The organism is Bacteroidales bacterium, from assembly GCA_031275285.1.
Classification (GTDB): domain Bacteria; phylum Bacteroidota; class Bacteroidia; order Bacteroidales; family UBA4181; genus JAIRLS01.
In genome coordinates this window covers 17,593-42,639 of record JAISOY010000181.1, presented here as the reverse complement: position 1 = coordinate 42,639, position 25,047 = coordinate 17,593, and the positions used below count along the sequence as shown (strand labels likewise).

Sequence of the window (25,047 nt, the reverse complement as noted above, 5' to 3'; positions counted from 1 at the left end):
GAGTTCTTCCGGCGTCCCGTAGCGTGTAGTGGCTGGTCGCTGAGGAGGCAAGCCTTGATTTTTGCTTCTTTTTATCAAGAAAAAGAAGGTTAAAAAATGATTCCATATATGTATGATATAATTTTGAATAATTACTTAACTTTAATATTGATCACCAAAATGAATAGAAAATATGTATTAATGACGGTATGCCTGTTTGTGGCATTGTTCGATGTTCTTGCATCTTCATCGGAAACACTGGTTTCCCCTAAAAAGGAAATATATGAATGGCGCATCTACACACTCACCGGAGACGGAACGAGTTTGGACGGGTTTTTTGAAAGCACTCTGATCCCGGCATATAACCGTCTGGGTGTTTCTGTCGGCGCATTTACCCTGTATAAAAAGGAAGATCAGGAGTTGCGGTATTTATTGTTGGTGTATCCTGATATGAAGACTTTTCAGAAAGTAAAACAGGATATCTGGAAGGATCAGGTTTTCAGAAAAGCAGCACAGCCTTTTTTTGATGCTACGGCGCCTCACCCACTTTACTCTAATTTTGAAACTTTTTTATGTGAAGCTTTTGACAGGATCCCTAAAATAAAAATGCCCGATAAGGACCGGACCTTATTTGAAATTCGTATATACCACAGTCCCAATGAGGAAGCCAATCAACGAAAGGTAAAAATGTTCAATAAAGATGAGATCGCCGTTTTCGATCAGGTGGGGATCAATTCTGTTTGTTACGGCGAAGTATTGGCCGGACCGCGTATGCCCGCACTGGTTTACCTTACCTGGTATAAGGATAAACCTACCAGGGATAAAGCATGGTCTGCATTTGGCTCGCATCCCGATTGGATCCGGATCAAAGATTTGCCGGAATACGCCCATACAGCTACCAATAATAAAAACCGGTTGTTATTGCCGATGCCGTATTCTCAGTTTTGAGGATTATTTTTGTTAAAAGCAAGACAGGTTTTAATCTAAATCATGAAACCGAATATTTTCTGAAGGATAAGAGATGAAAGTGATATTTAGATAAGTTGAAAAATAAGATCAATTATCATATTTATCCGAATAGCACGATTTATATTTTAATTATTTTTTTCGCGAATAAATATGTGTTACATCTTATTGTTATCTAATGGTAAAGCTACAGTATTTCTGATCAGAAAATAAATGCTATGCTTCGTAAAATTATTATTACATCCGGTACTTTAAATGGTTGTTATAGGAGAAATATTTGAAATATCTAAGAATAAAAAACTTTATTTGAGAATAAGCTAAATAGTTTATACATTTATTGTCAATGGAGATAATAATTTAATATCAGATAGTTCACAATTTCAAAAATAATAAATTACATTTGTAAATTAGTCGGTATGACTGAAGTATATGTAAAATATATTTGTTCGGTTTCTTAAGTTGAAAAAAGAAAAATCTTAAAAACATATAATTCTTCATTACGATAAAGTTAACCTATTGATAATTTGATGAAAAAGTCAATATCAACGTCTCAAAGAGTAGTTTTTAACACAGGAATTTTATATGCTAAAATGCTGATCACAGCAGGCGTTACTTTATATTCGACCCGTGTAATATTAAATGCTCTTGGAGCCTCTGATTATGGTATTTTTAATTTGATCGCAAGTGCAGTTGTGATGTTGTCTTTCTTAAATGTTGCAATGTCAACTGCGACACAAAGGTATCTTTCTTATCAACAAGGGACTAAAAATTTTTCGATGCAAAAGAAGATATTTTCTAATAGTTGGATACTTCATATCATTATTGGATTTATCATCATAATAATACTGCAGATAGCGGCACTTTTTTTATTTAATGGGTTTTTAAATATTCCGGAAGAGAGAATTTCGGCTGCTAAAGCGGTTTACCATTTTATGACTGCAACTGTTTTTTTTACCGTCTTATCTGTTCCATTTACAGCTTCATTAAATGCTCATGAAAATATGTTATGGATAGCGATTGTCAGTATTGTCGAAGCTGTCTTAAGACTAGTGATAGCACTATCTTTAATATGTTTTGTACAATATGAAAGGTTAATTTTCTTCGGATTATTTATGGCATGTATAAGTTTGATTTCTTTCTTATTATATGCATTTTATTGTTTAAAAAAATATGATGAGTGTGATATAAAAATACATCATATTGATCGAACCTTGATGAGAGAATTAGGCTCTTTTGCCGGATGGAATTTGGTTGGAACATTCTCCGGATTAGGACGAAATCAAGGATTTGCAATAGTTTTAAATCTGTTTTTAGGGACTATTGGTAATGCGGCATATGGAATTGCGCAACAAGTATCCGGACAATTGAATTTTTTTTCGGCAACAATGCTTAGGGCATTGAATCCTCAAATTATGAAGAGTGAGGGAGCCAATGATAGACAGAGAATGCTCAGACTTTCTATGATGGCAAGTAAGTTTGGATTCTTTCTCCTGGCAATATTAGCCATTCCGTGTATTTTTGAAATGTCGTCTGTTCTAGAATTATGGCTGGGAAATATCCCGGAATATACGGTTATTTTTTGTTCTTTTATGTTAATTTCGGTTATGACAGATCAATTGACCATAGGATTGACATCTGCTATACAGGCAACAGGTAAAATAAAATCGTATATGATTATTGTCGGTTCTATTAAACTGCTAATATTGCCGAGTGCTTATGTTTTGTTGCGATTGAATTATTCTATTATGACTGTATTGATCGTTTATGTTTCATTAGAGATACTTGCTGGAAGTTTTCGCTTACTCTCATTAAAAATGATAGCAGGATTATCATTAAAAGAGTATTTTAACAGAGTTTTTAAAAAAGAATTTCTCCCTGTTTGTTTATCTATCAGTTCTTGCTTATTAATTATATATTTATTTCAATTTAATCTTCGGTTTTTATTAACTTTTTCTGTCTCAATTATTGTTTTTATTGTAACTGCATATTTTACAGGCTTATGCGATGATGAGAAAATTATTGTAGAAAAATTGTTATTACCTATCCGGAAAAAAATTAGTTTTTTTAACAGATAAGTGGAAAAGAAAAATATAACAGATGTAATTGAAAATAATTTGTGTTTCGGTTGTGGAGCATGTGATACATCATGCCCTAGTAATGCTATAAAATTTACATACACCTCAATCGGACGACTACTTCCTGAAATTGATAATAAGGCGTGTAATTTATGCGGAATATGTTTTTCTGTATGTCCCGGCATAGATATTCAGAACATCATTGTTAAGAAAGAAATAAATCCGTTTTATGGTGAATATCTTGAAGCATATGTAGGAAAAACATTCAACGAAGAAATATACAACAATGCACAAAGTGGTGGAATGGCCACAGAGGTATTATCATATTTGTTTGATAACGAAAACATTGACGCGGCCATTGTATGTAAAATGGATTATGCTTTCGAACCTGCGGCTTTATATTTTATTGCCAGGTCAAAAGAAGAAATCCGGATGTGTCAGAAATCAATTTACACTCCTGTAAATTTAGTAAGTGCATTAAAGTTTACACAAAACTATAAAAGTATTGCTGTTATTGGAATTCCATGCCATATTCAAGGGATTATTTCATTACAAGGGAGGAATCCTAGGAAATATTCAAATATCTCATTTTTGCTTGGACTTATTTGTGATCAAAACTTATCAGAAAGTTTGAATGGATTCCTTCTGGGAATGGCCCCGATAAAAGATAAATGCAAGATAATATATAAAGATAAATTTTCTCCAGATTATAAAAACGCCAATGTAACGATCAGAACCATCAATGACATTAAATATGAAATAATTACTGCATCTGAAAGGCATTTTTTAAAATCTTACCTTGCTCCACCGCGTTGTCTTCTTTGTTTTGATAAAATGAATATTCATGCAGATATTGTATTTGGCGACCCTTGGGGTATTAAAGGTATTGACAAAGAAAAAGGAGAGTCTCTTGTAATTACCCGCACGAAAAAAGGTCAGGGACTTATTGACGATGTTATGTTGTCGGAAAGAGCGTTACTTAGAAAGGTATCCTATCAGGATGCAACAACCGGACAGGGAATAGAAAAAAGGGCACAAAGAACGAAAGGCGCAATAGAAGCTTATGAAACATTAGGATTTCTTACTCCTTCCTATACCGGGACATTGAATTTTTTTATTTCAGATAAACCTGCAATATATAATCAAAAAGAAATATGTGATTATTTATCTCTTGAAAAAAAACCACGTGAAGCAATTATTCGATATCTGAAAAAGAAGGTAAAGAAAAAAAAGTATAAATCAAGAGTAAAACAAATAATAAAAACAGTTTTATTGGTCAAATTGTGGCGGAAATAAAATAGTCATATGAAAATACAAATCGATGGAACAGGTACTGTAAATAAAGGAGCAGAGTTAATGCTTTACGCCATTTTGCAGGAAATAGAAAGAAAATATCCTGATGCAGAAGTATTGTATAATAGTATAGGAGAAAAAAGGTCTTATATTCAAACATCGTTAAATTTCAAGATACGTCCTTTTGTGGAAAAAGTGCTTCCTGTTTTGAATCGAATAAAGATACCTGGGATACTTTACCGGTTATCCATTCCTTGTAGTTTGGTTACTAACAAGTATCCGGTAAAAGGACTTGATGTCGTTCTTGATGCGGGAGGATTTCAATTCTCCGATCAATGGAAAAGATCTGATTTTGACTTACTTTTATGGGAAAGGTATTATCGTAAATTAAAAGAACAGGGGACAAAAATCATTTTGCTACCTCAGGCTTTCGGCCCTTTTGAAACCATCTACGGAAAAAAAATGGCAAAAATGATTTCCACATATGCGGATATTATATTCGCACGTGAAAAAATATCCTATAAGTATTTAATTAATACAGGAGTTGATAAAAATAAAACTAAATCATATCCTGATTTTACAGCATTGGTTGAAGGGATTTTTCCAAAACAATATGAATCTTTAAAAGGAGGTGTTTGTATTATTCCGAATAAAAGAATGATCGATAAAGGAATTATTTCTCAAAAAGATTACCTTTCTATAATCTGCTTAATGATAGGAATAATAAGAAACAACGGGAAAACGCCGTTTCTTTTGAATCATGAAGGTCAACAAGATACCCGATTATGTGAAGCTATAAACACACAATTGAAAATACCTTTAGCTATTGTTGATCAACTCACGGCATTAGAAGTGAAAGGAGTCATTTCTCAATCTTATTTGGTAATTTCTTCCCGGTTTCATGGGGTAGCAAGCGCATTAAACTCGGGAGTACCTTGTCTGGCTACAAGTTGGAGTCATAAATATGAAGAATTGTTTAAAGATTATCATCAATCCGACTGTATATTAGATTTAATTCATCCCGAAACTATGTTAAAAAAAGTAGAGAACTTTCTTTCGGAAAAAACACATAATGATGTTTCGGAAAAGTTAAAGGCAATAAAACCGATTATTTTAGAAAAAAATGAAAAGATGTGGAATGTTGTATGGGATTTTTGCTCTTTAAAATAAATCAAGATTTAGCGTAGGAAAAACCTATCAGTCATAATAAAAATGGAAAAATCGGTTTTAGCCATATTGTCGTCTGTCGCATTTTACGGAAAAGAAAGGTCAAACATAGAGGTTTACAACTTATTGAATGATGAGGATATTTCTTTATCAATTATCATCAATAAAAAAGCTGATGAGCAGTTAAAAAAATATACTTCTTCCTTTCGCACGTATCAATCGAATTTTCCAAAAAGAAATAGGTCTCGTTTCCGATTACTTGGATTCGCTCTGGATATGCTCATTTCTAATATATCCTTGTTAAGAATCCTTTTTAAAGTGAAACCTCATGTTTTACTGATGAATTCAGAAATAGATTTTTATAATTTATATCCGGTATTACTGTTTTTCAGGAGGAAGATACTATATCGTGTTGGTGACGTCCCAGCGGTTAATGGATTATCTTTTCGTAGATATAATGCTTTTGTATGGAAATATTACATTTGTAAACGTGTAAGCGTTTGTGTATGTATTTCAAATTATATCAAAAATCTAATGATAGAAAATGGAAGAATTAACCAACATGATGTTGTAATTTACAATTATCCGCCAGTCCGGTTAGAGAGTGGTCCGGATGAAACCTGGAAATATACAAATGAAAAAGCAACGATGAAATTTGCTTATTTAGGTCAGATTACACAATCGAAAGGGGTTGGTTTTTTAATTGAAGCAGCTTTGGAAATTTTTAAAATCAATGATGATTTATTGTTTTACATAGCCGGCAGTTTGGAATACGATAAAGAATTTTCACAAAAACTACAGGAAAGAATACCAGATCATTATGAAAACAGAATTATTTTTCTAAGAGAGATTACCAATATTTCATTGTTTTTTGAAAATATTGATGTATTGATTGTTCCGTCTCTTTATGAAGAGGCTCTTGGGAATGTTATAGTCGAGGCAAAACAATATGCCAAACCTTGTATTATATTTCCAACCGGCGGTATGCCGGAATTAATTACACACCAAAGGGATGGTTTTATTTGTGATTCTCGGACGATTGAATCTCTAATATCCGGGATGAAATACTATCTGGATAATCCGGGGATTCATATCCAGCATGGCTGTAATGCATTTAAGTCTATATCTTTATTAGGAATAGATTATAACCATTTTAAAAAAAAATGGAAAGAGGTATTCATGTAAATAATTATAATGGATAGCTTAACCCTTCTCATATTAATTGCAGGCGTCCCGGTGATTTATCCGGTAATAAAATTGCTGAAAAAGCGTGATTTGAATTGCTTCGATCTCATCCTTTTTTTTCATACCTTGTATTTTGTTTTAATCCCATTGATATCCGATGAAAGCGATTATGCCTACGACATTGTAGTTAATGACTCTGTTATTCAAACTGGAGCTTATCTTTTTTATATTTTATTTGCATTCGGCTTATTATTCGTAAATATTATATGGACAAACTCCAAAGTATCCAATCGCTTAAATTTGTTCAATATATCTTTATTTATTCGAGAGTGGAATAAACAATTGTTTTTCAATAAGAAGATATCCTATTTTTTCTTGATTATTTGTTTATTGTGCTGGGTAAATCTTTCCTATCGATTCATGGCTTCAGCAGATAATTATGCGATGACCAGAGAAAGTTTACGGGAAGAATTGATGGCAAATGCTTCAATTTTGACCATGTTTACAAATAGTTTTTTTAAAACAATATTATCTCCGGTTATTTTATTATTTATATCCTATTTATTCTTTAAAAAAAGGAAAAAAATTCCTATCTCTGCTATTGATGTGATAACATTATGCGGATTTATCATTTTGCTTTTTGTCGGTTCCCGTACTGTTATGTTAAACGCTTTCATTCTATCTGCTTTTTTCTACTATAGTTGTTACCGAGATAAAATAACAATAAAAAGATTATTGTCGTTCGGGACGGTTATTTTATTGATTATCATCCTGGTATTTCCGGCTGTAAATTTATATCGGTCATCCAGGATGAAGGTTCATGCCCAATATCAGGGAAATTTGTCTTTTCTTAATAGCATGAAAGAGGTATTTGGCCTGACAGCCAGTTCTTATTCCTTGGATATGGACGATAATAACATTAATGCTCGTTCAGTTAATGTTTTACAGGTATTCATCCTGTCTTTTGATAACGACTATATTGGTGACGGAGAACTTTCAAAAGCAGCTATTTCATTTTCTTTACCCAAAATTTTATTTCCAAATAAATCATATAAAGGTTCTCAAATTCTTATTGAAGAAGAATTAGGCGTATATACGGATATTGCGGATTCTTATTTATTGTTTGCTAAAATGGATTACGGATTTATCGGTTTTTTTGTATGTATATTGCTGTTTTTAATGCTGTTGAGTATATGGGATATATATATGAAAGGAACATTATTAATATTTAACGATATTTATTTAAAATCATACTTTATCGTAATGGCGATTAATTTATGCTATTATGTGGAAAAATCTGTAGATGAAATATTACCCCAATTGCTATATTCTATCTTATATTTATTATTATATTATGGGGCGATAAAATTATATAAAGCAATTATGTAGTATGTTTTCTGTTATATATCAAATAATATTCTTACTGAAGAAGAAATATGAGTGCATAGATTGCTGGTAATGCTGTTTGAATACATTGATTTTTAGGAAGAATGTTGGTATTTACTATGTCATTCTTTATGTAATGACAGATTAAAAAAGCAAAATGCATCACAATATTAAGATTTATGAAAGTTTGTTATATTTTTCGTCCGAAATTTAAAGGCGGTCATAGCATGGAAAATGTTTTTCACACTGTTGCTGAAGAAATAGAGAACCTTTCCCATACTACCGTATTATATACCTGCTCTGGGTCATGGATAAGTGATATTTTTAATATAAGAAATATAAATGCAGATATATACCATATAACGGGAGATATATACTACATATCCTTATTTCTTCCGCGAAAGAAAACAACCCTTACGTTTCATGATATCGGTTATTTTAAAAATAAAAAAAGATCTTTCAAAAACCTTATGCTTGCTCTTATTCTTTTTATTTTTCCTGCCTGGAAGATGAAGAAGATGACATGTGTGAGCCAATTAACTAAAATGGATTTGATAAATTATTTTAGAATAAATCCACGAAAAATTATAATAATCAATGATCCGTTAAGCTTAAAATTAACATATATACCCAAAGTATTTAACGAAATGAAACCGGTTATACTTCAAATCGGAACAGGTATTCATAAGAACCTGATCGGTTTGATTGAAGCTGCAAAGGATATTCATTGTCAGCTTATGATCGTCGGCGATCCCTCAAGAGAGTTGATCGAAAAAATGGATCGGTACGGAATGGAATATTCTATAGAAAATAATCTGACAAACGATCAGGTAATAGAAAAATACATCTTATGTGATATTTTATATTTTGCATCATGGTCAGAAGGATTCGGTATGCCTATTATAGAGGCACAGGCCGTAGGGCGCCCGGTTATTACCAGTAACATGGCACCGATGCCGGATGTCGCTGGAAAAGGAGCTTCCTTTGTGGATCCCAGGTCCCCGGAAGAGATTAAGATGGCGTTAATTCAGATAATAGAACAACCCGAATATCGGGAACAACTGATTAGCGAAGGGCTAAATAATGTTCACAAGTATAATCCATCTGAAATAGCCCGGGAGTATTTGGATTTTTATTGTAGTTTTTTATCTTAGCGAAATATATCCTTACTTTATGCTTGATAAGCAGATAATTTACGAAAAGTGCATGAGTTTGTATTGGAAGAAGTCACTAATGATGAATTACTCCTTCGTTGTTTTATTTGTAAGTATTTTTGAAATATGAAATTTGTTTTCTGGCAAAATATATTAAGTATTCATCAGTCGGCTTTTCTTCGTAATTTAGCGGAAAAATATCCGGTAACATTAGTTGTTGAGGAATCAATCGGTAAAGAACGAACACAAGAAGGATGGATAGATCCTAATTTTGGAAAAACAGATATTGTTGTTTCTCCTGATGAAGTCCACTTTCATCAAATGATAGAAAACCCTGAAGCTATTCATGTCTTTTCTGGAATAGATTCATTCGATTTGGCTTCCAGGGCTTTTAAAATAGCTGTAAGGCAGAAGAAACGATTAGGAGTAATTTTAGAACCATATGATTGGCTAGGTTGGAAGGGAAAACTGAGAGGGATAAAATATAGAATCCTTAAGATGCTTTATAACAACTCAATAGAGTTTCTATTGGCAATAGGTGAAAAAGGAAGGTGGTGTTATGAGCATACGGGATTCAGTCGACAAAAAATTTTCGACTGGGCTTATTTTACTGAAAAATTATCTTTTCCGATTCCTACTAGCCATAAAGTCCTACCTACAGTTATTTTTGTAGGTAGATTAGATGATAACAAAAACGTATTATCGCTTATATCGATATGTAGAAAATATGAAGAAAAGCTGAACAAGCTAGAAATTATTGGGAATGGACCATTGAAGGAACAAGTTATCGAAATGATACAAAATACAAAATTTGATTATTTGGGAACCTTAAGCAATGATAAAGTGCAACAAAAGATAAACGAAGCTGATTTATTAGTGTTACCCAGCAGATATAAAGATGGCTGGGGAGCTGTTGTCAATGAGGCACTAATGGCTGGAGTCCCAGCCATTGCAAGTGATTATTGCGGGTCTTCTATTTTATTAAATGGCTTTCGGGGGAAATGTTTTTCAGTAAGAAAAAATAATTTGGAAGAAATATTTGTAGGATTTCTGAAAAGTTTGCCTTATTGCATAGAGGAAAAATTAAAAATAAGAGAATGGGCTGAAAATAATATTTCAGGAGTATCAGCTGCAAATTATTTTGAATCTATCATGAGGCATATCTACTCCAGCGAAGAGAAGCCTATAGCTCCATGGCTAAAAAATTATACTGATTAATGAAAATTCTTCATACTATACCAGGATTAAGTGTAAACAGTGGCGGACCGACTACTTGTACCTATAATTTGGTAAATGGGTTAAGACAGATGAATGTTGATGTGGATGTTTTGACTTTTTTCTCAAAAAATCCGGGAAATAAAATAATTGCCGAAGATGCTTTTATTAAGGCATTACCTGATGATACATCTACATCATTCCTCTTTAGCCACAATTTTAAGGAATATCTTATAAACCATAATGAGTATGATTTGTATCATGCCAATGCACTATGGACTTATCCCAGTCATATTACATTACGGATGGCTGTAAAGAAGCATAAGGCATGCTTAATTGCGCCTCATGGAATGTTATTCCCTCAGGCATTACAAGTTTCAAAATGGAAGAAAAAAATAGCATCTATTTTGTTTCAACGAAAAGATTTGGAAATGGCAACATGCTTGCAGGCAACTTCAAGTAAAGAATTGGAACATTTCCGGACTTTCGGGTTAAAAAATCCGGTAGCAATCATACCTAATTCGATCAGGAATGTATCAGGAAGAGAAAAGTTTAATCAAAAAGAGACAAGTGTAACTCTTGGTTTTATGGGTCGATTCCATCCTATAAAAAATATAGAAGCATTGATAGAAGCATTTAAAAAAATAAACCCTAAAGATTGTAATTTAGTATTAATTGGTTCGGGAGATATTGATTATGAAAATAGTTTAAAAAAAATAGCAGGTGATGATTCAAGGATCCGATTTACAGGTTTTTTACAGGGTGATGATATGAAGAAGATACTGGGTTCATTATCATATTTAGTGTTACCCAGCCATTCGGAAAATTTTGGGATGGTGGTTCCGGAAGCTCTTTCATTAGGAATACCGGTTATTGCATCAAAAGGTACACCTTGGGAGGAATTGGATACATATCATTGTGGCTGGTGGGTGAGTAATGATATGAATACATTAGCTCAAACAATTGAGGTAGCCATAAATACTCCGGAAACGGAAAGGGTAAAAATGGGTGAAAACGGAAGAAAATTAGTAATAGAAAATTATTCCACAGAGGTGGTTGCAAAGAAGATGAAACAATTATATGAGTGGATTTTATATGGTGGCGAAAAACCTGATTTTGTATATTTGTAACAATGAAAGAGACAAAAGTTGATCTGTCACAGTATAAAAATGCGTTAAGCAGAAGGAATCAGATTACCCGGTTCTTTTGGACCATTATCTGGACCATTTTTGCGCGTCCTATACCACGTAGTTTATTAAGCGGATGGAAACGTTTTCTGCTTCGTTTATTTGGGGCTAAAATACATAAAACAGCAATAGTTTATTCTAATGTCAAAGTATATATGCCCTGGAACCTGGTAATGGAAGAATATAGTTGTTTGGCTCCTGAAGTGGATTGTTACAATCCGGCCAGGATAAAAATCGGAGCACATTCTACAGTATCCCAGAAAACATATTTATGTGCTGCATCCCATAATATTTCGAAATGTGATCATCCCCTGGTAACAGATGAAATTATTATTGAAGATCAGGTATGGATAGGAACAGCTGCTTATATCGGAATGGGTGTGATAATAAAACAGGGTGCAGTGGTTGGGGCGACAGCGTCGGTTTATAAGGATGTTGACCCGTGGACCATAGTCGGTGGAAATCCTGCAAAATTTATTAAAAAGCGAGAAATAAAGAGTTAATATGAGCTTGGATATTTCAGTCATCATTCTTACCTACAATGAAGAGATCCACATCCGTCGTTGTATTGAAAATGTGAAGCCCATTGTAAAACAGATTTTTGTGGTAGACTCATTTTCTACAGATCATACGGTTTCCATGGCTGAAGAACTGGGCGCAGGGGTTTTTCAAAATAAATGGCAAAATAACCACGCCAAACAGTTTAACTGGGCGTTGGATCATATACCTATACAAACAAAGTGGGTGATGCGTCTGGATGCAGATGAATACCTTACAGAGGAATTAAAAGAGGAATTAAAACGAAAATTACCAGGTTTGGATAGTGATGTTTCCGGAATCGTATTCCCTTTACGCCGCGTATTTATGGGACGACATCTAAGAAGAGCTGCTGGAAAAGTGTTGTTACTTAGAGTATTCAAACATCATATCGGCAGGTGTGAATCCCGTTGGATGGATGAACATATTCAGCTGAATTCAGGGAAGACCATAGTTTTTGAAAATGAATTTGCAGATGATAATTTAAATAACCTCACCTGGTGGACAGCTAAGCACAATCAGTATTCGATCCGTGAGGCAATAGATTTGTTGGATACAGAATTGGAATTGTTTGATCGGGATAATATAAATGAGGCTATTATGGGGGAACAGGCTTTAGCCAAACGAAAGAAAAAATTAAAATATGCCAAAGCTCCTTTATTTTGGCGTTCTTTTTCATATTTTTTATACCGATATTTCCTGAAATTAGGTTTTATTGAAGGCAAAGAAGGTTTTTTGTGGCATTTTTTGCAGGGATGGTGGTATAGAACCCTGGTAGATGCCAAAATTTTTGAGATAAAAAAAAATTGTGGTAAGGATAAAGAGAAGATCATAGATTATATAAAAACGAATTATGGAATCGACTGCCGGAATTTTTAGTGTGTTTTTTGAAAAAAATATTTTACCTTTGTTTCTGATAATCAATTATCCCCTGTCTTTACAGGCTATTAGGCTTTAATGAAAGTATCTATTATTACCGCTTCATACAATAATGTTGACACCATCCGGTCTACCATAGAATCGGTGTTGTCACAAACCTATCCGGATATCGAGTATATTGTGGTAGATGGAGGATCAGCAGACGGAACTGTAGATATTATTAAAGAATACCAGCATTTTATTGCGAAATGGATCAGTGAACCGGACGAAGGGATTTATTATGCCTTAAATAGAGGTCTGGATATGGCAACCGGTGACGTTATCGGGTTCCTGCATGCGGATGATGTATTATGTGATTACTCTACGGTCAGTAAAATTATAGACATTTTTGAAAAGAAGCAGGTGGATGCTGTCTATGGAGATCTGGTGTACGTAGCGCGTAATGATGTACATAATATTGTGCGGTTTTGGAAAAGTAATGATTTTACTCCTCAGTTATTGAAACAAGGGTGGATGCCTCCTCATCCTACACTTTTTGTTTTAAAAAAGATGTATGAAAAATATGGGAATTTCAATACGAATCTTCGCATAGCTGCAGATTATGATCTTATTTTGCGTTTTTTCAGTCAACCGGATTTTAAAAGTGAATATTTACCCCATATTATTGTACGAATGAGAATGGGTGGGATGAGTAACAAGAATATCGGAAATTTATTCCGTAAGAGTCAGGAAGATTATAAGTCTATGAAATTCAACAATATTGGTGGACTGCGGGCGTTGATCTGGAAAAATTTTTCAAAATTATCACAATTAAAACTTTTCCGGAAGATGAAATGGACCCACTAATCTGTACGGACAATGTTTTATTTTTTAAAGAACAATGACCGTTTACCGGAAAGATTCCCATAGGACGTTGCGGCCGATGATGTCCAATCCTGTTCGTAGGATGTTTAGGTCAACCCTTAAAACGATATTCCGGCTAATCAGCATCATGATCCCGGTTTCCTATTGTGTCGTATTATTGCAGCATTGGGGGATCCTCAATGATATAGCATATATGGCAGAACCTGTATGCCGGATATTCGGATTACGCGGAGAAACGGTTCTGGTTCTGATTACTTCGGCTTTAGGAAATATATATGCCGGAATTGCCGTTATACAATCCATTCCTTTTACAGCCAAGGAAATAACCATTATGGCATTAATGGTACTTCTGGCACATGACCTGATCATTGAGACGACAATACAGGTAAAAGCCGGATTATCCGCTTTCCGGATAATCTGCCTGAGGGTCGGAGGCGCTATTATTGGCGGTTTGCTTCTTAACCAGGTGCTTCCTGAAAGTGATACTATCATTATTCATGGAATAGAAGCTAATCATTTACCTTTTATAGACGTAATGCAGCATTGGCTGACAGGGACCCTGATGCTGACATTTAAGCTAATTTGTATCACTTTGGCATTAAATATATTACGGTATATCCTTGATGAGTATGGGATCATGAAGACTTTTTCCCGCTGGATCACTCCTCTGTTTTTTCCCATGGGATTGTCCCGTAATATGGCTTTTCCATGGACAATTGCCAATATTTCGGGTTTGACTGCAGGCATTTCAGCATTGCTTGAATACCGGAAAGATGATAAAATATCGGAAAGGGATGTTGGTTTATTCAATTACCATATCAGCTTTTCCCATTCATTGCTTGAAGATACTATTCTTTTTTTGGCTATTGGGGTTGGTATTGGTTGGATAACCTTACCCCGGATTATGATGGCAGTCGCTGTTGTCTGGATCGTAAAATTATTGGGGAATAAAGACAAACGATACCTTTCAGGCGATTCATTGATAATGATGTGAGTATAGCTACCGGTGTGGTCAGCATATAAATATGTAAGCGTTTTATTTCCTGTGGAATTATTTTCCATTGGAAAACTTGGCATGTTTATTGTACAAATACTCTTGTATCAAAATATGTTTAGATGGTGAAATATTTAAAAACAGCAAAGAATCTTTTTAAAAGCAAATGGTTGATTTTTTTAGGGATAATTTGCGGAGCAGTGGGTGGTTATATCTACTGGATGCAAATAGGGTGTTTTTCGGGTACCTGCCCTATTACAGCTTCTCCCTTGTACAGTACGATAGCGGGGGCTATAATAGGCGGGTTATTTTTTGATATGTTCACAAAAAAAGAAAGCAAATCAAAACAGTAAAGTATGAAGAAAGTATTGTTAATATTAATCATGACAGGGATGACATATTCAATGTGTACCAGCCAGACAAATAAACAGAATAATAAAAACTCAAAAACAAACAATAAAGTGAAAACAATAGAATTGACAAAAGCGGATTTTTTAAGCAAGGTGATGAATTATGAAGCCAATCCGACTGAGTGGAAATATTTAGGAGATAAGCCGGCGATCATTGATTTTTATGCATCGTGGTGTGGTCCATGTAAAACAATTGCGCCTGTATTGGAAGAACTGGCCGCTGAATATGACGGGCAGATCTATATCTATAAGATAGATACGGAAAAAGAGCGGGAATTGGCTGCGGCATTTGATGTCCGTAGTATTCCGACATTATTGTTCATTCCGATGGATGAACAACCACAGTTGGCACAGGGTGCTATGCCCAAATCCTCATTTAAGAATGTAATCGATGAAGTATTGTTAAAGAAGAAAAAGTAAGCACTCAGTGCTATTTATTGTTTTCTTAAATCTCATTGATCAAATTGATTACGATTATAAAATATGTTATTATTTTATAAGTATTACTTAATAACTTAATTGATAAATTGGAGATGTTGGATTTTTTGAAAGTCCAACATCTCCAATTTATTAACCTATGTCCTCAATAAAAACGATGGAAACTTTATGTAAAATCAGGGATATTTACCGTGCGATAGCAGAGTTTGAAAGACGGTTTGAAAAAAAATACCGTTTATGCCTCAATGAAGGAATGTTATTATGCAGTATATCAAAAGAAGTGATGTTGTCTTCGGGACAAATAGCCATGCTTTTGGAACTTACGGCATCAAATGCTTCCAAAGTCATTAAGTCGGTTGAAGAAAAAGGGTTGGTTGAACGTGTGATCGGGAAGGAGGACAAACGACAGATGTATTTTTCCCTTACACCCAAAGGAAAAGAATTACTTTCTTCCATAACATGTAACACTGTTAAGGTTCCTGACCTTCTACAGCCATTAATCAGGTAACTTTTAGCTTTTAAATAATAACATTTTTAATGAATGTAATTGACTTGATCAATGCAACTTATATGGATTATAAAAATATAATTACACAAATCGTTATTTTAGTCTGCCTATATTCAAAGTTTTGCGAATATTGAACCCCGCAGGGCTCAACGAAGTTAATTTTAAATTCAAATTCTATAATAAATATAAATAGTACTGAGTGCTTACTTATCAACAGTCATTTTTTCGCTCCCCGAAATGTACTAAATTAGCATCCTGAAAGAGTTTCTTCCAGGTTTTTTATTTATTCTAGTTATCAGTATCATGACTAATTTCACACACCTGCATGTACATACCCAGTACTCCACACTTGACGGAGCTTCACAAATCCCTGCTTTGGTAGATAAAGCCATAGCAAACGGGATGAAAGCCGTGGCCATTACCGATCACGGGAATATGTACGGTGTCAAGGAATTTTTTAATTACATCGGTAAAAAAAATAGTGGAGTTAATGGAGAAATAAAGAGCCTGAAAGCTGAAATCAGGAAATTATCGGAAGAAAATACACCGGATATTGAAGAAAAAATAACCGGTCTGAATGAACAGTTAAAAGAAGCTGAGAAAAAACTTTTCAAACCGATCATTGGTTGTGAGGTATATATGGCTCCAGGGAGCCGTTTTGAAAAAACAAAAACAGAGAAGCCGAGCAGATATCATCTGATATTGTTAGCCAAAAACAAGACCGGATACCATAATCTGGTAAAACTTGTTTCCCTGGGATTTATAGAGGGATTTTATGGAAAACCGCGAATCGACAGGGAAATCCTGGATAAGTACAGGGAAGGGCTGATAGTTACTTCTGCGTGTATTGCAGGTGAGATACCACGTCATATTGCCAACAGCGACATGGCTGCAGCGGAAGAATCTTTATTGTGGTTTAAAGAACGTTTTGGAAGTGATTTTTATCTGGAATTACAACGTCATAAAACCAACAAACCGGGGACAGCCCAGGATGTATATCCACGTCAGGAACAAATCAATCCGGTACTGGTAGAACTGGCTAATAAACACGGGTTAAAATACATTGCGACTAACGATGTTCATTTTGTCAATGAGGATGAAGCCGAAGCACATGACCGGTTATTATGTATCAGCACGGCAGCGGACGTAAACGAAGTGAACCGGCTCCGGTATACCCAACAGGAATGGTTCAAGACCCGGGAAGAAATGAGCGCAGTTTTTCCCGATTTTCCGGAAGCATTGGAAAATACCATTGAAATCACGGACAAAGTAGAGTTCTATGATATCAATAATGCGCCCATCATGCCTGATTTTCCTTTGCCGGAAGGATTTTCCGATGCCGATGAATATCTGAAACATCTGACATATGAGGGTGCAAAAAAACGATATGCAACCATCGATGATAAAGTAAAGGAACGGATCGATTTTGAGCTGGAAACCATTAAAAATATGGGTTATCCGGGATACTTCCTGATTGTTCAGGATTTTATTGCTGCGGCAAGGGAAATGGGCGTTTCAGTGGGTCCTGGCCGTGGTTCGGCAGCAGGTTCGGCAGTTGCATACTGTTTGCGGATAACTGATATCGATCCGATCAAATATGATCTGCTGTTCGAGCGTTTCCTGAATCCCGACCGTATTTCTATGCCTGATATTGATATTGATTTTGATGATGATGGCCGTGGTCAAGTGCTTCAATGGGTGACTGAAAAATATGGCAGGGAAAGAGTCGCACATATTGTTACTTTTGGGACGATGGCAGCTAAATCAGCCATTAAGGATGTAGCCCGGGTACAAAATGTTCCTTTAAGTGAAGCAGAGCGGTTGAGTAAATTGATTGATGAAATTCCCAGGGACCAGAAAGTAAATATCAAGAATGCAGTGAATTATGTGCCTGCAATGAAGGAAGCGCTTAACTCTGATGATCCGCTTATCGCCGATACCATCAAGTATGCGCGAATGCTGGAAGGAACAGTGCGTCAGACAGGTGTACATGCTTGTGGAGTGGTTATCGGGCGGGACGACCTGACTAATTATGTACCCATCAGTACGACATTTGACAAGGAAACCAATTCCGAGATCCTGGTCACCCAGTATGAAGGTTCCCTGATAGAAGATGTAGGAATGATGAAGATGGATTTTCTCGGATTGAAAACCTTGTCCATCATTAAGGAAGCATTATCCAATATCAAGCAGACGCGAGGAGAAGACCTGGATATTGACGCGATATCACTGGAGGATAAAGCTACTTATGAGTTATACTGCAACGGTGATACAACCGGAACATTCCAATTCGAATCTGACGGAATGAAAAAATACCTCCGGGAATTAAAGCCTTCAAAATTTGAAGACCTGATCGCTATGAATGCTTTATACCGACCGGGTCCGATGGATTATATACCTGATTTTATTGCCCGGAAACACGGGAAAAAGAAAATAGAGTACGATATTCCTATCATGGAAGAACGCCTGAGGGATACCTATGGTATTACCGTGTACCAGGAACAGGTGATGCTTTTAAGCCGGGATCTTGCAGACTTTACCCGTGGACAAAGTGATGAACTACGTAAAGCCATGGGCAAAAAGATCATTGCTAAAATGAATGAGCTGAAAGATAAGTTCATAGAAGGATGCAGGAAAAACGGACATGATGAGAAAGTGGTAGAAAAAATCTGGACCGACTGGGAAAGCTTTGCTTCTTATGCATTTAATAAATCCCATGCAACCTGTTATTCTTGGGTAGCTTACCAGACAGCCTATCTAAAAGCGAATTATCCTTCGGAATATATGGCTGCCGTTTTGAGCCGGAATATTTCTAACATTACGGAAATCACCAAATTCATGGATGAATGCCGGTACATGGATATTGAAGTACTTGGACCGGATGTTAATGAAAGTAACCTGACTTTTACGGTGAACAAACAAGGAAACATCCGTTTTGGTTTAGGCGCTATAAAAGGGGTGGGGACAAATGCCGTGGCCAGTATCATGGAAGAACGGGTGAAAAATGGTCCGTTTAAAGATATTTTTGACTTTGTAGAACGTGTGAACTTAAGTGCTTGTAATAAGAAAAACATCGAAGCGTTATCCCAGGCAGGAGCTTTTGATAATTTTCCGGGAATTAAGCGGGAACATTTTTTTACTGAAAATATAAACGGGGAAACTTTCACGGAAATATTGCTGCGTTTCGGAAACAAAATGCAGGCAGACAAAATGATGACACAAAATTCCCTTTTTGGCGGAAATGAGGCGATTGCTATTACTCGTCCCGAAATGCCACAGGCAGAAGAATGGAGTATTCTTGAAAAGCTGAACCGGGAAAAAGACCTGATAGGTATGTACCTTTCGGCACATCCGTTGGATACTTTCCGATTGGAAATGGAACACCTGACCAATACACGGCTGGAAGATTTCCAGAATATTGGCAGAATGGACGGAAAAGAATTTTCTATTGCGGGTTTGGTCACTTCAGCACGCAATGCCATCAGTAAGAATGGCAGGCCATGGGGATCTTTTGTTTTGGAAGATTTTACAGGATCCTATGAATTCCGGTTTTTTGGAAAAGATTATGAAAATTTCAGGAATTACATCTGTGAAGGATTTCCTTTGTTTATCAGGGGAAGCGTCCAGATGAATTTCCGTAATGAGTTGGAACCGAAGATAAAAACCATTACCATGCTCAACAATGTCAAAGAAGACATGTTGAAAAGCATATCACTCACTCTTCCCTTACAATTGATTACAGAAGAATGGATGGATGAATTGAATAACCAGATGGATGCACATAAAGGGAATACCCTGGTTAAATTTAAGATTATTGATGCCGAAGAAAATCAAATTGTAGATATGTTTTCCCGCAAGCAAAAGATCAGTTTGGATAATGATTTTATAGAATATTTAAGGAGCCGGGATCTGGGATTCAGATTGAATTGAGGATTTTTTTTACTTTCCCGTTACCTCTTCTTCTAAGGGTAGCCCGATAATGACGGAAAAATCCTCCGGTGAAGTTTCTTCAATCCTGATGTTTCCTTTGTTATTCCTGATCAAAGAATGACAGAACAGCCATCCGAAACTAATGAATTTGCCTACTTCGGAAAGATCGGAAGTATAATCTTTTTCATAAAACAGTTGCAGGTATATATTTCGTAGAGGCATATGTCCGTGAAAAAATATCCGTATTTGTCCTTCAGATTCATTTTTATATCCGGAAATTTGTACTGTTGAATATTTGTCAGATAATTTTATAGTGTTTTGTAAAATGGTTTTCAATAAAGATTTGATCATTTCTTCATCTGCATACACATACAGATTATGTTTCAGCACATTGGTCAGTTGTATACTTTTTTCCCCGGCACTGAATTTTTGCTGATGAATACTATCATTCACCAATGCCATAAGGTCAATATATTGCGGTTTTGCCTGCCGTTTTTGTGATTGATGCTTTGACCATTGCAACAGATTTTCAAGTAACAGAGAAACATCGCCAACCCTATCGGTTAATTCCAATGTTGCTTTTTTGAATATTTCTTCATCGACATCTAAATCGATTAAGTTCCCCAGTTTTTCTTTTAATTGATTTATTGGATTTTGCAAATCATTCGATATGGTTTCGAATAATTGGGTTTTAGCATGATCCGATTGTTTTAACCGTTCAAATTCTTTTTCTAATTTCAGGATTTCTCCGGTTATATTTTGGCAATTTTCATTCATCTTTTCTTTACGCTGTAAAACTGATTGGCGTTCTGTCAATAATCCTTCGTTTTTAAGCTTATTTCTTTTCAGGTTTCGTTTTATCCAGATCAGGTAAATACCTCCAGATAGAATGAACAGTACCAATAACACTATAACTAAGTTGATTTTTGCTAATTGGGACTGCTGGGATTTTTGGATTTTTTCAGAGCTGGAAATTTGCAGGTCCATCCTGCCGGATTCATAATTAAAAACATGATGTAGATTTTTTTGATACCTTTCCAAAGATACTTTTGAAGTCTCCAGTTGATTAATTACTTTTTGTGTCTGGAAAGCCCGTTCAAAATTGTTGGATAAAGTATCAACGGCGATGGATAATTTCAGTGTATGCTGATAAAATTTTTCGGTATATATTTCCGATTTTGCCTCGGAAAGAATTTGTCTGATCTGTTCGCGGGCTTTGGTATATTCCTTTTTCTGGATATAGTATCTGACAAGGTTATTTTGTGCATGTATGGTTATTTTTTTCTGTCCATGTTCAAATCCCCATTTAAGCATTTCTTTACTTGATTCTAAAAAGCCGTCATAGTTCCCTTTCTCGAATTCTGCATCTGCTTTTGCAGATAAAGCCATTCCTAATCCGTAATTACCGTTGCTACGTGATTCCTTGACAGCAATTAACGCATATTCTTCAGCCAGATCATATTTTTTTTGTGCAAAGTAAGAGATCGATAAATTATAAAGGGAGGTGATTTCTTTTTGTTTGTTATTGGTCTCAATGGCACCCTGTAATGTCTTTTTCGAATAATATAATTGCATTTCTGTGTTGCCCATGTAAAAATATGCTCCGGCCAATTGATTACATACGGAAACAATACCATCTGTTATCTTTAATTTTTGATATAAACGATGTGCTTCATCAAGATATATCAATGCATTGTCAGGAAATATTTCTATCCAGAATGTTCCCATAGCCAGGTTTCCCATGGCTAATTGGAGCGAATCCCGGCTTTGTTGGGCTTCGTTATACAACATCGTTGTGTAATAAAACATACTATCCGTGTCAACCCACCTATAAGCTTCTGCCAGACGGAATATTACCTGTGCCCGGGCAGTATCATTTTCCGGATGTTGTATCAGCTTTTTTTGTAATTCCTCTATAGAATTATTACGTGCGTGACAATTCACTGCAGAAATAACACATAGGAGAAATATGCTGTATATATATATTATTATTATTTTTTTGTTTTCCATCGAAAGGATCTACAAATTAGGTGATCTATTATTCTAAATTATAGATACGATAAGTTTAAAAAATGTTTACAAGAAATCAATAAATATTTGATAAATATATAAAATTTATTGATCAACAATAAAAATTCATATGTCTTTCATAATTGCTCCAGATGAGAAATAACTCTTTGAGATGACCGGTTGATTTTTTATCATCCGGGACAAAACCTGTAAAAATTGCTATAGCGACTTTGTCTCGACCTAACATGAGAAAACGGTCATTTATCCTGCTTTCTGGTTAGATATTTATATTGGCTTCTGAATCTTGAAATCAACAATATAGCAGCAATGGATAATCCGAAAATGAATCCGATCCATAATCCGCTGGCACCCCATCCGAAAACAAAGGCACAAAGGTATCCTACGGGAAGATTGATCACAATATAGGAGAAAAAGGCAATCACCATTATCTTCTTTACATCCTGAATACCGCGTAATATACCGATAGATATCGACTGTAATCCGTCGGAAAACTGAAAGGCAGCTACAAAGATCAGGAGATGTGCAGCTCCCCGGATTACTTCCGGATCATCGGTAAAAATGCCTGCGATCTGTTCCCGGAAAGTAATAAACATAAATGCGGTAAAGGTATTCCAAAGCAGGGCCATATGATAGGAAGCATTTGCAGCTTTTTTAAGTTCCCGGTAATCACCACGTCCATATTCATGGCTGATACGGATGGTCGCTGCTGCTCCGAGGCCGATGACGATCATGAAAGCGAAATTGGATATGGTCAATGCTATTTGATTAGATGCTATTTCAATGGTTCCTATCCATCCCATCATAATAGTAGTAAGCGCAAATGCAGCACCTTCCATAAACATCTGCAGGGAAATAGGAAACCCGACAGAAAGAAGGGTCCTGATACGATCCCAGCTAAAGTACTCCCGTTTAAAATTCCGGAAATACTCATTCAGTTTCGGTTTACAGATGAAATATACCAGCGCAAAGACAGGCATGCATATACGGGAGATCAATGTGGCCAATCCGGCGCCTGCTGCTTCCATCCGTGGAAATCCCCAGTTACCGTAGATCAATAACCAGTTAAAAAGAATATTGATCAGGTTGGATGCGATAATAATGACCATATTGATGGTGGTATTTCCTACACCTTCAAGAAATTGTTTGAAGGCTCCGAAAATCATATACGGGATAATTGACCAGACAAGGTAAGTATAATAAGGAATAGCCATTTCGACCACCTCAAGTGGTTGTCCGAGGTAAAACATCGACGGGATAAGCCCGTATTGAAGAATAAATGCAAGAATACCGATTACCGTAAAAAGCAATAACGAATTCTGGAAATAAGAGGTTACTACCGTATATCTTCCCTGTGCGTGTTGCTGTCCGGCCAGGGGAGTAAGGGCCATCGTGATTCCTGTTACAAAAATAAAAACCATGAAAAATACTGTTCCCCCAAATGCTACAGCAGCTAAAGGTAATGCACCTAGTTTACCTACCATGGCGTTGTCAAAAAGCTGTACCGACACGACACCCACCTGTGACAACATTACCGGAGCGGCTAGTCGCAGGGTTTTAATGTACTGGGATTTATAGTTTTGTATCTGGATCATTCCGGTTACTTTATGAAAGGGCGCAAAGGTAGAAAAATTACACTCATAAAAAATATAAAATAATGTACTTGAAAAATAATGTGAATTTTTACACAAAAGTAATTATTGTAGGGTCTATACTTCTCCAAAAATACTCTGTCGGTTTCTTAAATTATAAAATCCATTTGAAATAATAGCTACTCCAGTTTTGATTAGTAAACGTTCATAGTTTTATGAACGTTTTTTGAAAATTCGTAATTATACGAATTACTTTTTTCTTAAAAAGATGGTGTCAATCTGTAAGATTGTTAACTTTGTGCATCGGATATTCCAACCCTTGCATCATGAAACAATCAATAGCACATTTACCCAAGCGTAAACAGGATGATCTTCTTTTCCTGGTAAAATCCGTATTGGAATTGATTCCTGAGACCCAGATGATCATTTTATACGGGAGCTATGCGACAGGCAAATATGTAGAACGTGATGAACGTATAGAATCCGGCAGGCGTATTTCCTATATGAGTGATTATGATATTCTGATTGTTACACATGGGATCAAAGATAAGATTGCCGGGCAAAAACTGGACGTTGTGGAGCAGAATTATTATACTGATCCTGATTTACAGACGCCGGTACAATTTATCAATGATGATATCAAGAAGTTGAATAAAGACTTGTCTGAAGGAAGGTATTTCTACACACAGATCAAAAAGGAAGGGATACTATTATATAACAACGGTAGATTTAAACTCGCCCGCAGGCGGAAACTTCGTTATGATGAAATAAAAAAACAGGCGGAAGAATATTTTGTCGATAAATACCGGAGCGCGGAAGAGTTTTTGGAAATAGCAGATTTTACTTACTCCAAAGGTTGGTATAAAAAAACGGCTTTTAACTTACATCAGACTTGTGAAAACTTGTTTTATGCCGTTCGTCTGGTTTTTACTTTGGAGAACAGTAAGCAGCATAATTTATCCAAATTACTGGCTTCAGTAAAAAGCTACTCCAATGAGTTTGTCCAAGTATTTCCGCGCCAGACAGCTGAAGAAAAACGACTTTTTGATTTGATCAAATCGGCATATGTCGAGGCACGATATATTCCTGAATTTCAAGCAACAAAAAAAGACATCGAGGCTTTGATACCGACGATAGACCGTTTTTTTGAACTGGTAAAACGGCTATGTGAAGAACGGATCAGGGAGTATGCAGAAAAGGCCTGAATATTTTTCCATATTTATTTTTTGAGGAGGGTAGGGTATTTTTATTGATTGGTGT

At 35.6% G+C, this 25,047-nt stretch carries 20 protein-coding genes; 18 read left to right on the top strand and 2 right to left on the bottom strand.

Features of this window, described 5'->3' with window-relative positions:
- Positions 1-159 precede the first annotated feature (159 nt).
- The 17 genes from LBQ60_18010 to dnaE all read left to right on the top strand — a co-directional run bounded on the left by LBQ60_18010 (position 160) and on the right by dnaE (position 20,167).
- Positions 160-927 (top strand): NIPSNAP family protein, encoded by a 768-nt coding sequence (locus LBQ60_18010; GenBank protein MDR2039821.1) that lies wholly within the window; start codon positions 160-162, stop codon positions 925-927.
- A 545-nt stretch (positions 928-1,472) separates the two neighbouring features.
- Positions 1,473-3,020, top strand: coding sequence for a hypothetical protein (locus tag LBQ60_18005; GenBank protein ID MDR2039820.1), 1,548 nt, complete (start codon positions 1,473-1,475; stop codon positions 3,018-3,020).
- Entirely contained in the window at positions 3,021-4,316 is a 1,296-nt protein-coding gene (locus LBQ60_18000; GenBank protein MDR2039819.1) for a Coenzyme F420 hydrogenase/dehydrogenase, beta subunit C-terminal domain, read from the top strand.
- Between the two features lie 9 nt (positions 4,317-4,325).
- Entirely contained in the window at positions 4,326-5,483 is a 1,158-nt protein-coding gene (locus LBQ60_17995; GenBank protein MDR2039818.1) for a polysaccharide pyruvyl transferase family protein, read from the top strand.
- A gap of 42 nt (positions 5,484-5,525) precedes the next feature.
- Positions 5,526-6,665, top strand: coding sequence for a glycosyltransferase (locus LBQ60_17990; GenBank protein MDR2039817.1), 1,140 nt, complete (start codon positions 5,526-5,528; stop codon positions 6,663-6,665).
- A 147-nt stretch (positions 6,666-6,812) separates the two neighbouring features.
- The gene (locus LBQ60_17985; GenBank protein MDR2039816.1) at positions 6,813-8,054 is read left to right on the top strand and encodes an oligosaccharide repeat unit polymerase; all 1,242 of its coding nucleotides are present in this window, start codon (positions 6,813-6,815) and stop codon (positions 8,052-8,054) included.
- A 542-nt stretch (positions 8,055-8,596) separates the two neighbouring features.
- Entirely contained in the window at positions 8,597-9,205 is a 609-nt protein-coding gene (locus LBQ60_17980; protein MDR2039815.1) for a glycosyltransferase, read from the top strand.
- A gap of 126 nt (positions 9,206-9,331) precedes the next feature.
- Entirely contained in the window at positions 9,332-10,423 is a 1,092-nt protein-coding gene (locus tag LBQ60_17975; protein MDR2039814.1) for a glycosyltransferase family 4 protein, read from the top strand.
- Positions 10,423-11,550, top strand: coding sequence for a glycosyltransferase (locus tag LBQ60_17970; protein MDR2039813.1), 1,128 nt, complete (start codon positions 10,423-10,425; stop codon positions 11,548-11,550). Before LBQ60_17975 ends, LBQ60_17970 begins: the two co-directional genes overlap by 1 nt.
- Before the next feature lie 2 nt (positions 11,551-11,552).
- A complete protein-coding gene (locus LBQ60_17965) occupies positions 11,553-12,110 on the top strand; it encodes a putative colanic acid biosynthesis acetyltransferase (protein MDR2039812.1) in 558 nt (185 codons plus the stop codon).
- A 1-nt stretch (position 12,111) separates the two neighbouring features.
- Positions 12,112-13,023, top strand: a complete 912-nt coding sequence (locus LBQ60_17960) for a glycosyltransferase family 2 protein (GenBank protein ID MDR2039811.1) — start codon at positions 12,112-12,114, stop codon at positions 13,021-13,023.
- A 78-nt stretch (positions 13,024-13,101) separates the two neighbouring features.
- Entirely contained in the window at positions 13,102-13,869 is a 768-nt protein-coding gene (locus LBQ60_17955; protein ID MDR2039810.1) for a glycosyltransferase, read from the top strand.
- 100 nt (positions 13,870-13,969) lie between these two features.
- On the top strand, positions 13,970-14,881 hold the full coding sequence (locus LBQ60_17950; GenBank protein MDR2039809.1) for a hypothetical protein: 912 nt from the start codon (positions 13,970-13,972) through the stop codon (positions 14,879-14,881).
- Between the two features lie 122 nt (positions 14,882-15,003).
- The gene (locus tag LBQ60_17945) at positions 15,004-15,234 is read left to right on the top strand and encodes a hypothetical protein (GenBank protein MDR2039808.1); all 231 of its coding nucleotides are present in this window, start codon (positions 15,004-15,006) and stop codon (positions 15,232-15,234) included.
- A gap of 3 nt (positions 15,235-15,237) precedes the next feature.
- Positions 15,238-15,711, top strand: coding sequence for a thioredoxin (gene trxA, locus LBQ60_17940; protein ID MDR2039807.1), 474 nt, complete (start codon positions 15,238-15,240; stop codon positions 15,709-15,711).
- Positions 15,712-15,886: 175 nt separating this feature from the next.
- Positions 15,887-16,237, top strand: a complete 351-nt coding sequence (locus LBQ60_17935) for a winged helix DNA-binding protein (GenBank protein MDR2039806.1) — start codon at positions 15,887-15,889, stop codon at positions 16,235-16,237.
- Between the two features lie 303 nt (positions 16,238-16,540).
- On the top strand, positions 16,541-20,167 hold the full coding sequence (gene dnaE / locus LBQ60_17930) for a DNA polymerase III subunit alpha (protein ID MDR2039805.1): 3,627 nt from the start codon (positions 16,541-16,543) through the stop codon (positions 20,165-20,167).
- Positions 20,168-20,176: 9 nt separating this feature from the next.
- On the opposite strand, the gene LBQ60_17925 is transcribed toward dnaE, so the two are convergent.
- Positions 20,177-22,111, bottom strand: coding sequence for a hypothetical protein (locus LBQ60_17925; GenBank protein ID MDR2039804.1), 1,935 nt, complete (start codon positions 22,109-22,111; stop codon positions 20,177-20,179).
- 323 nt (positions 22,112-22,434) lie between these two features.
- Positions 22,435-23,790, bottom strand: a complete 1,356-nt coding sequence (locus LBQ60_17920) for an MATE family efflux transporter (protein MDR2039803.1) — start codon at positions 23,788-23,790, stop codon at positions 22,435-22,437.
- Between the two features lie 323 nt (positions 23,791-24,113).
- On the opposite strand from LBQ60_17920, the gene LBQ60_17915 reads away from it, so the two are divergent.
- Complete coding sequence (locus LBQ60_17915) at positions 24,114-24,992, top strand: HEPN domain-containing protein (protein ID MDR2039802.1); 879 nt, start codon at positions 24,114-24,116, stop codon at positions 24,990-24,992.
- Positions 24,993-25,047 lie beyond the last annotated feature (55 nt).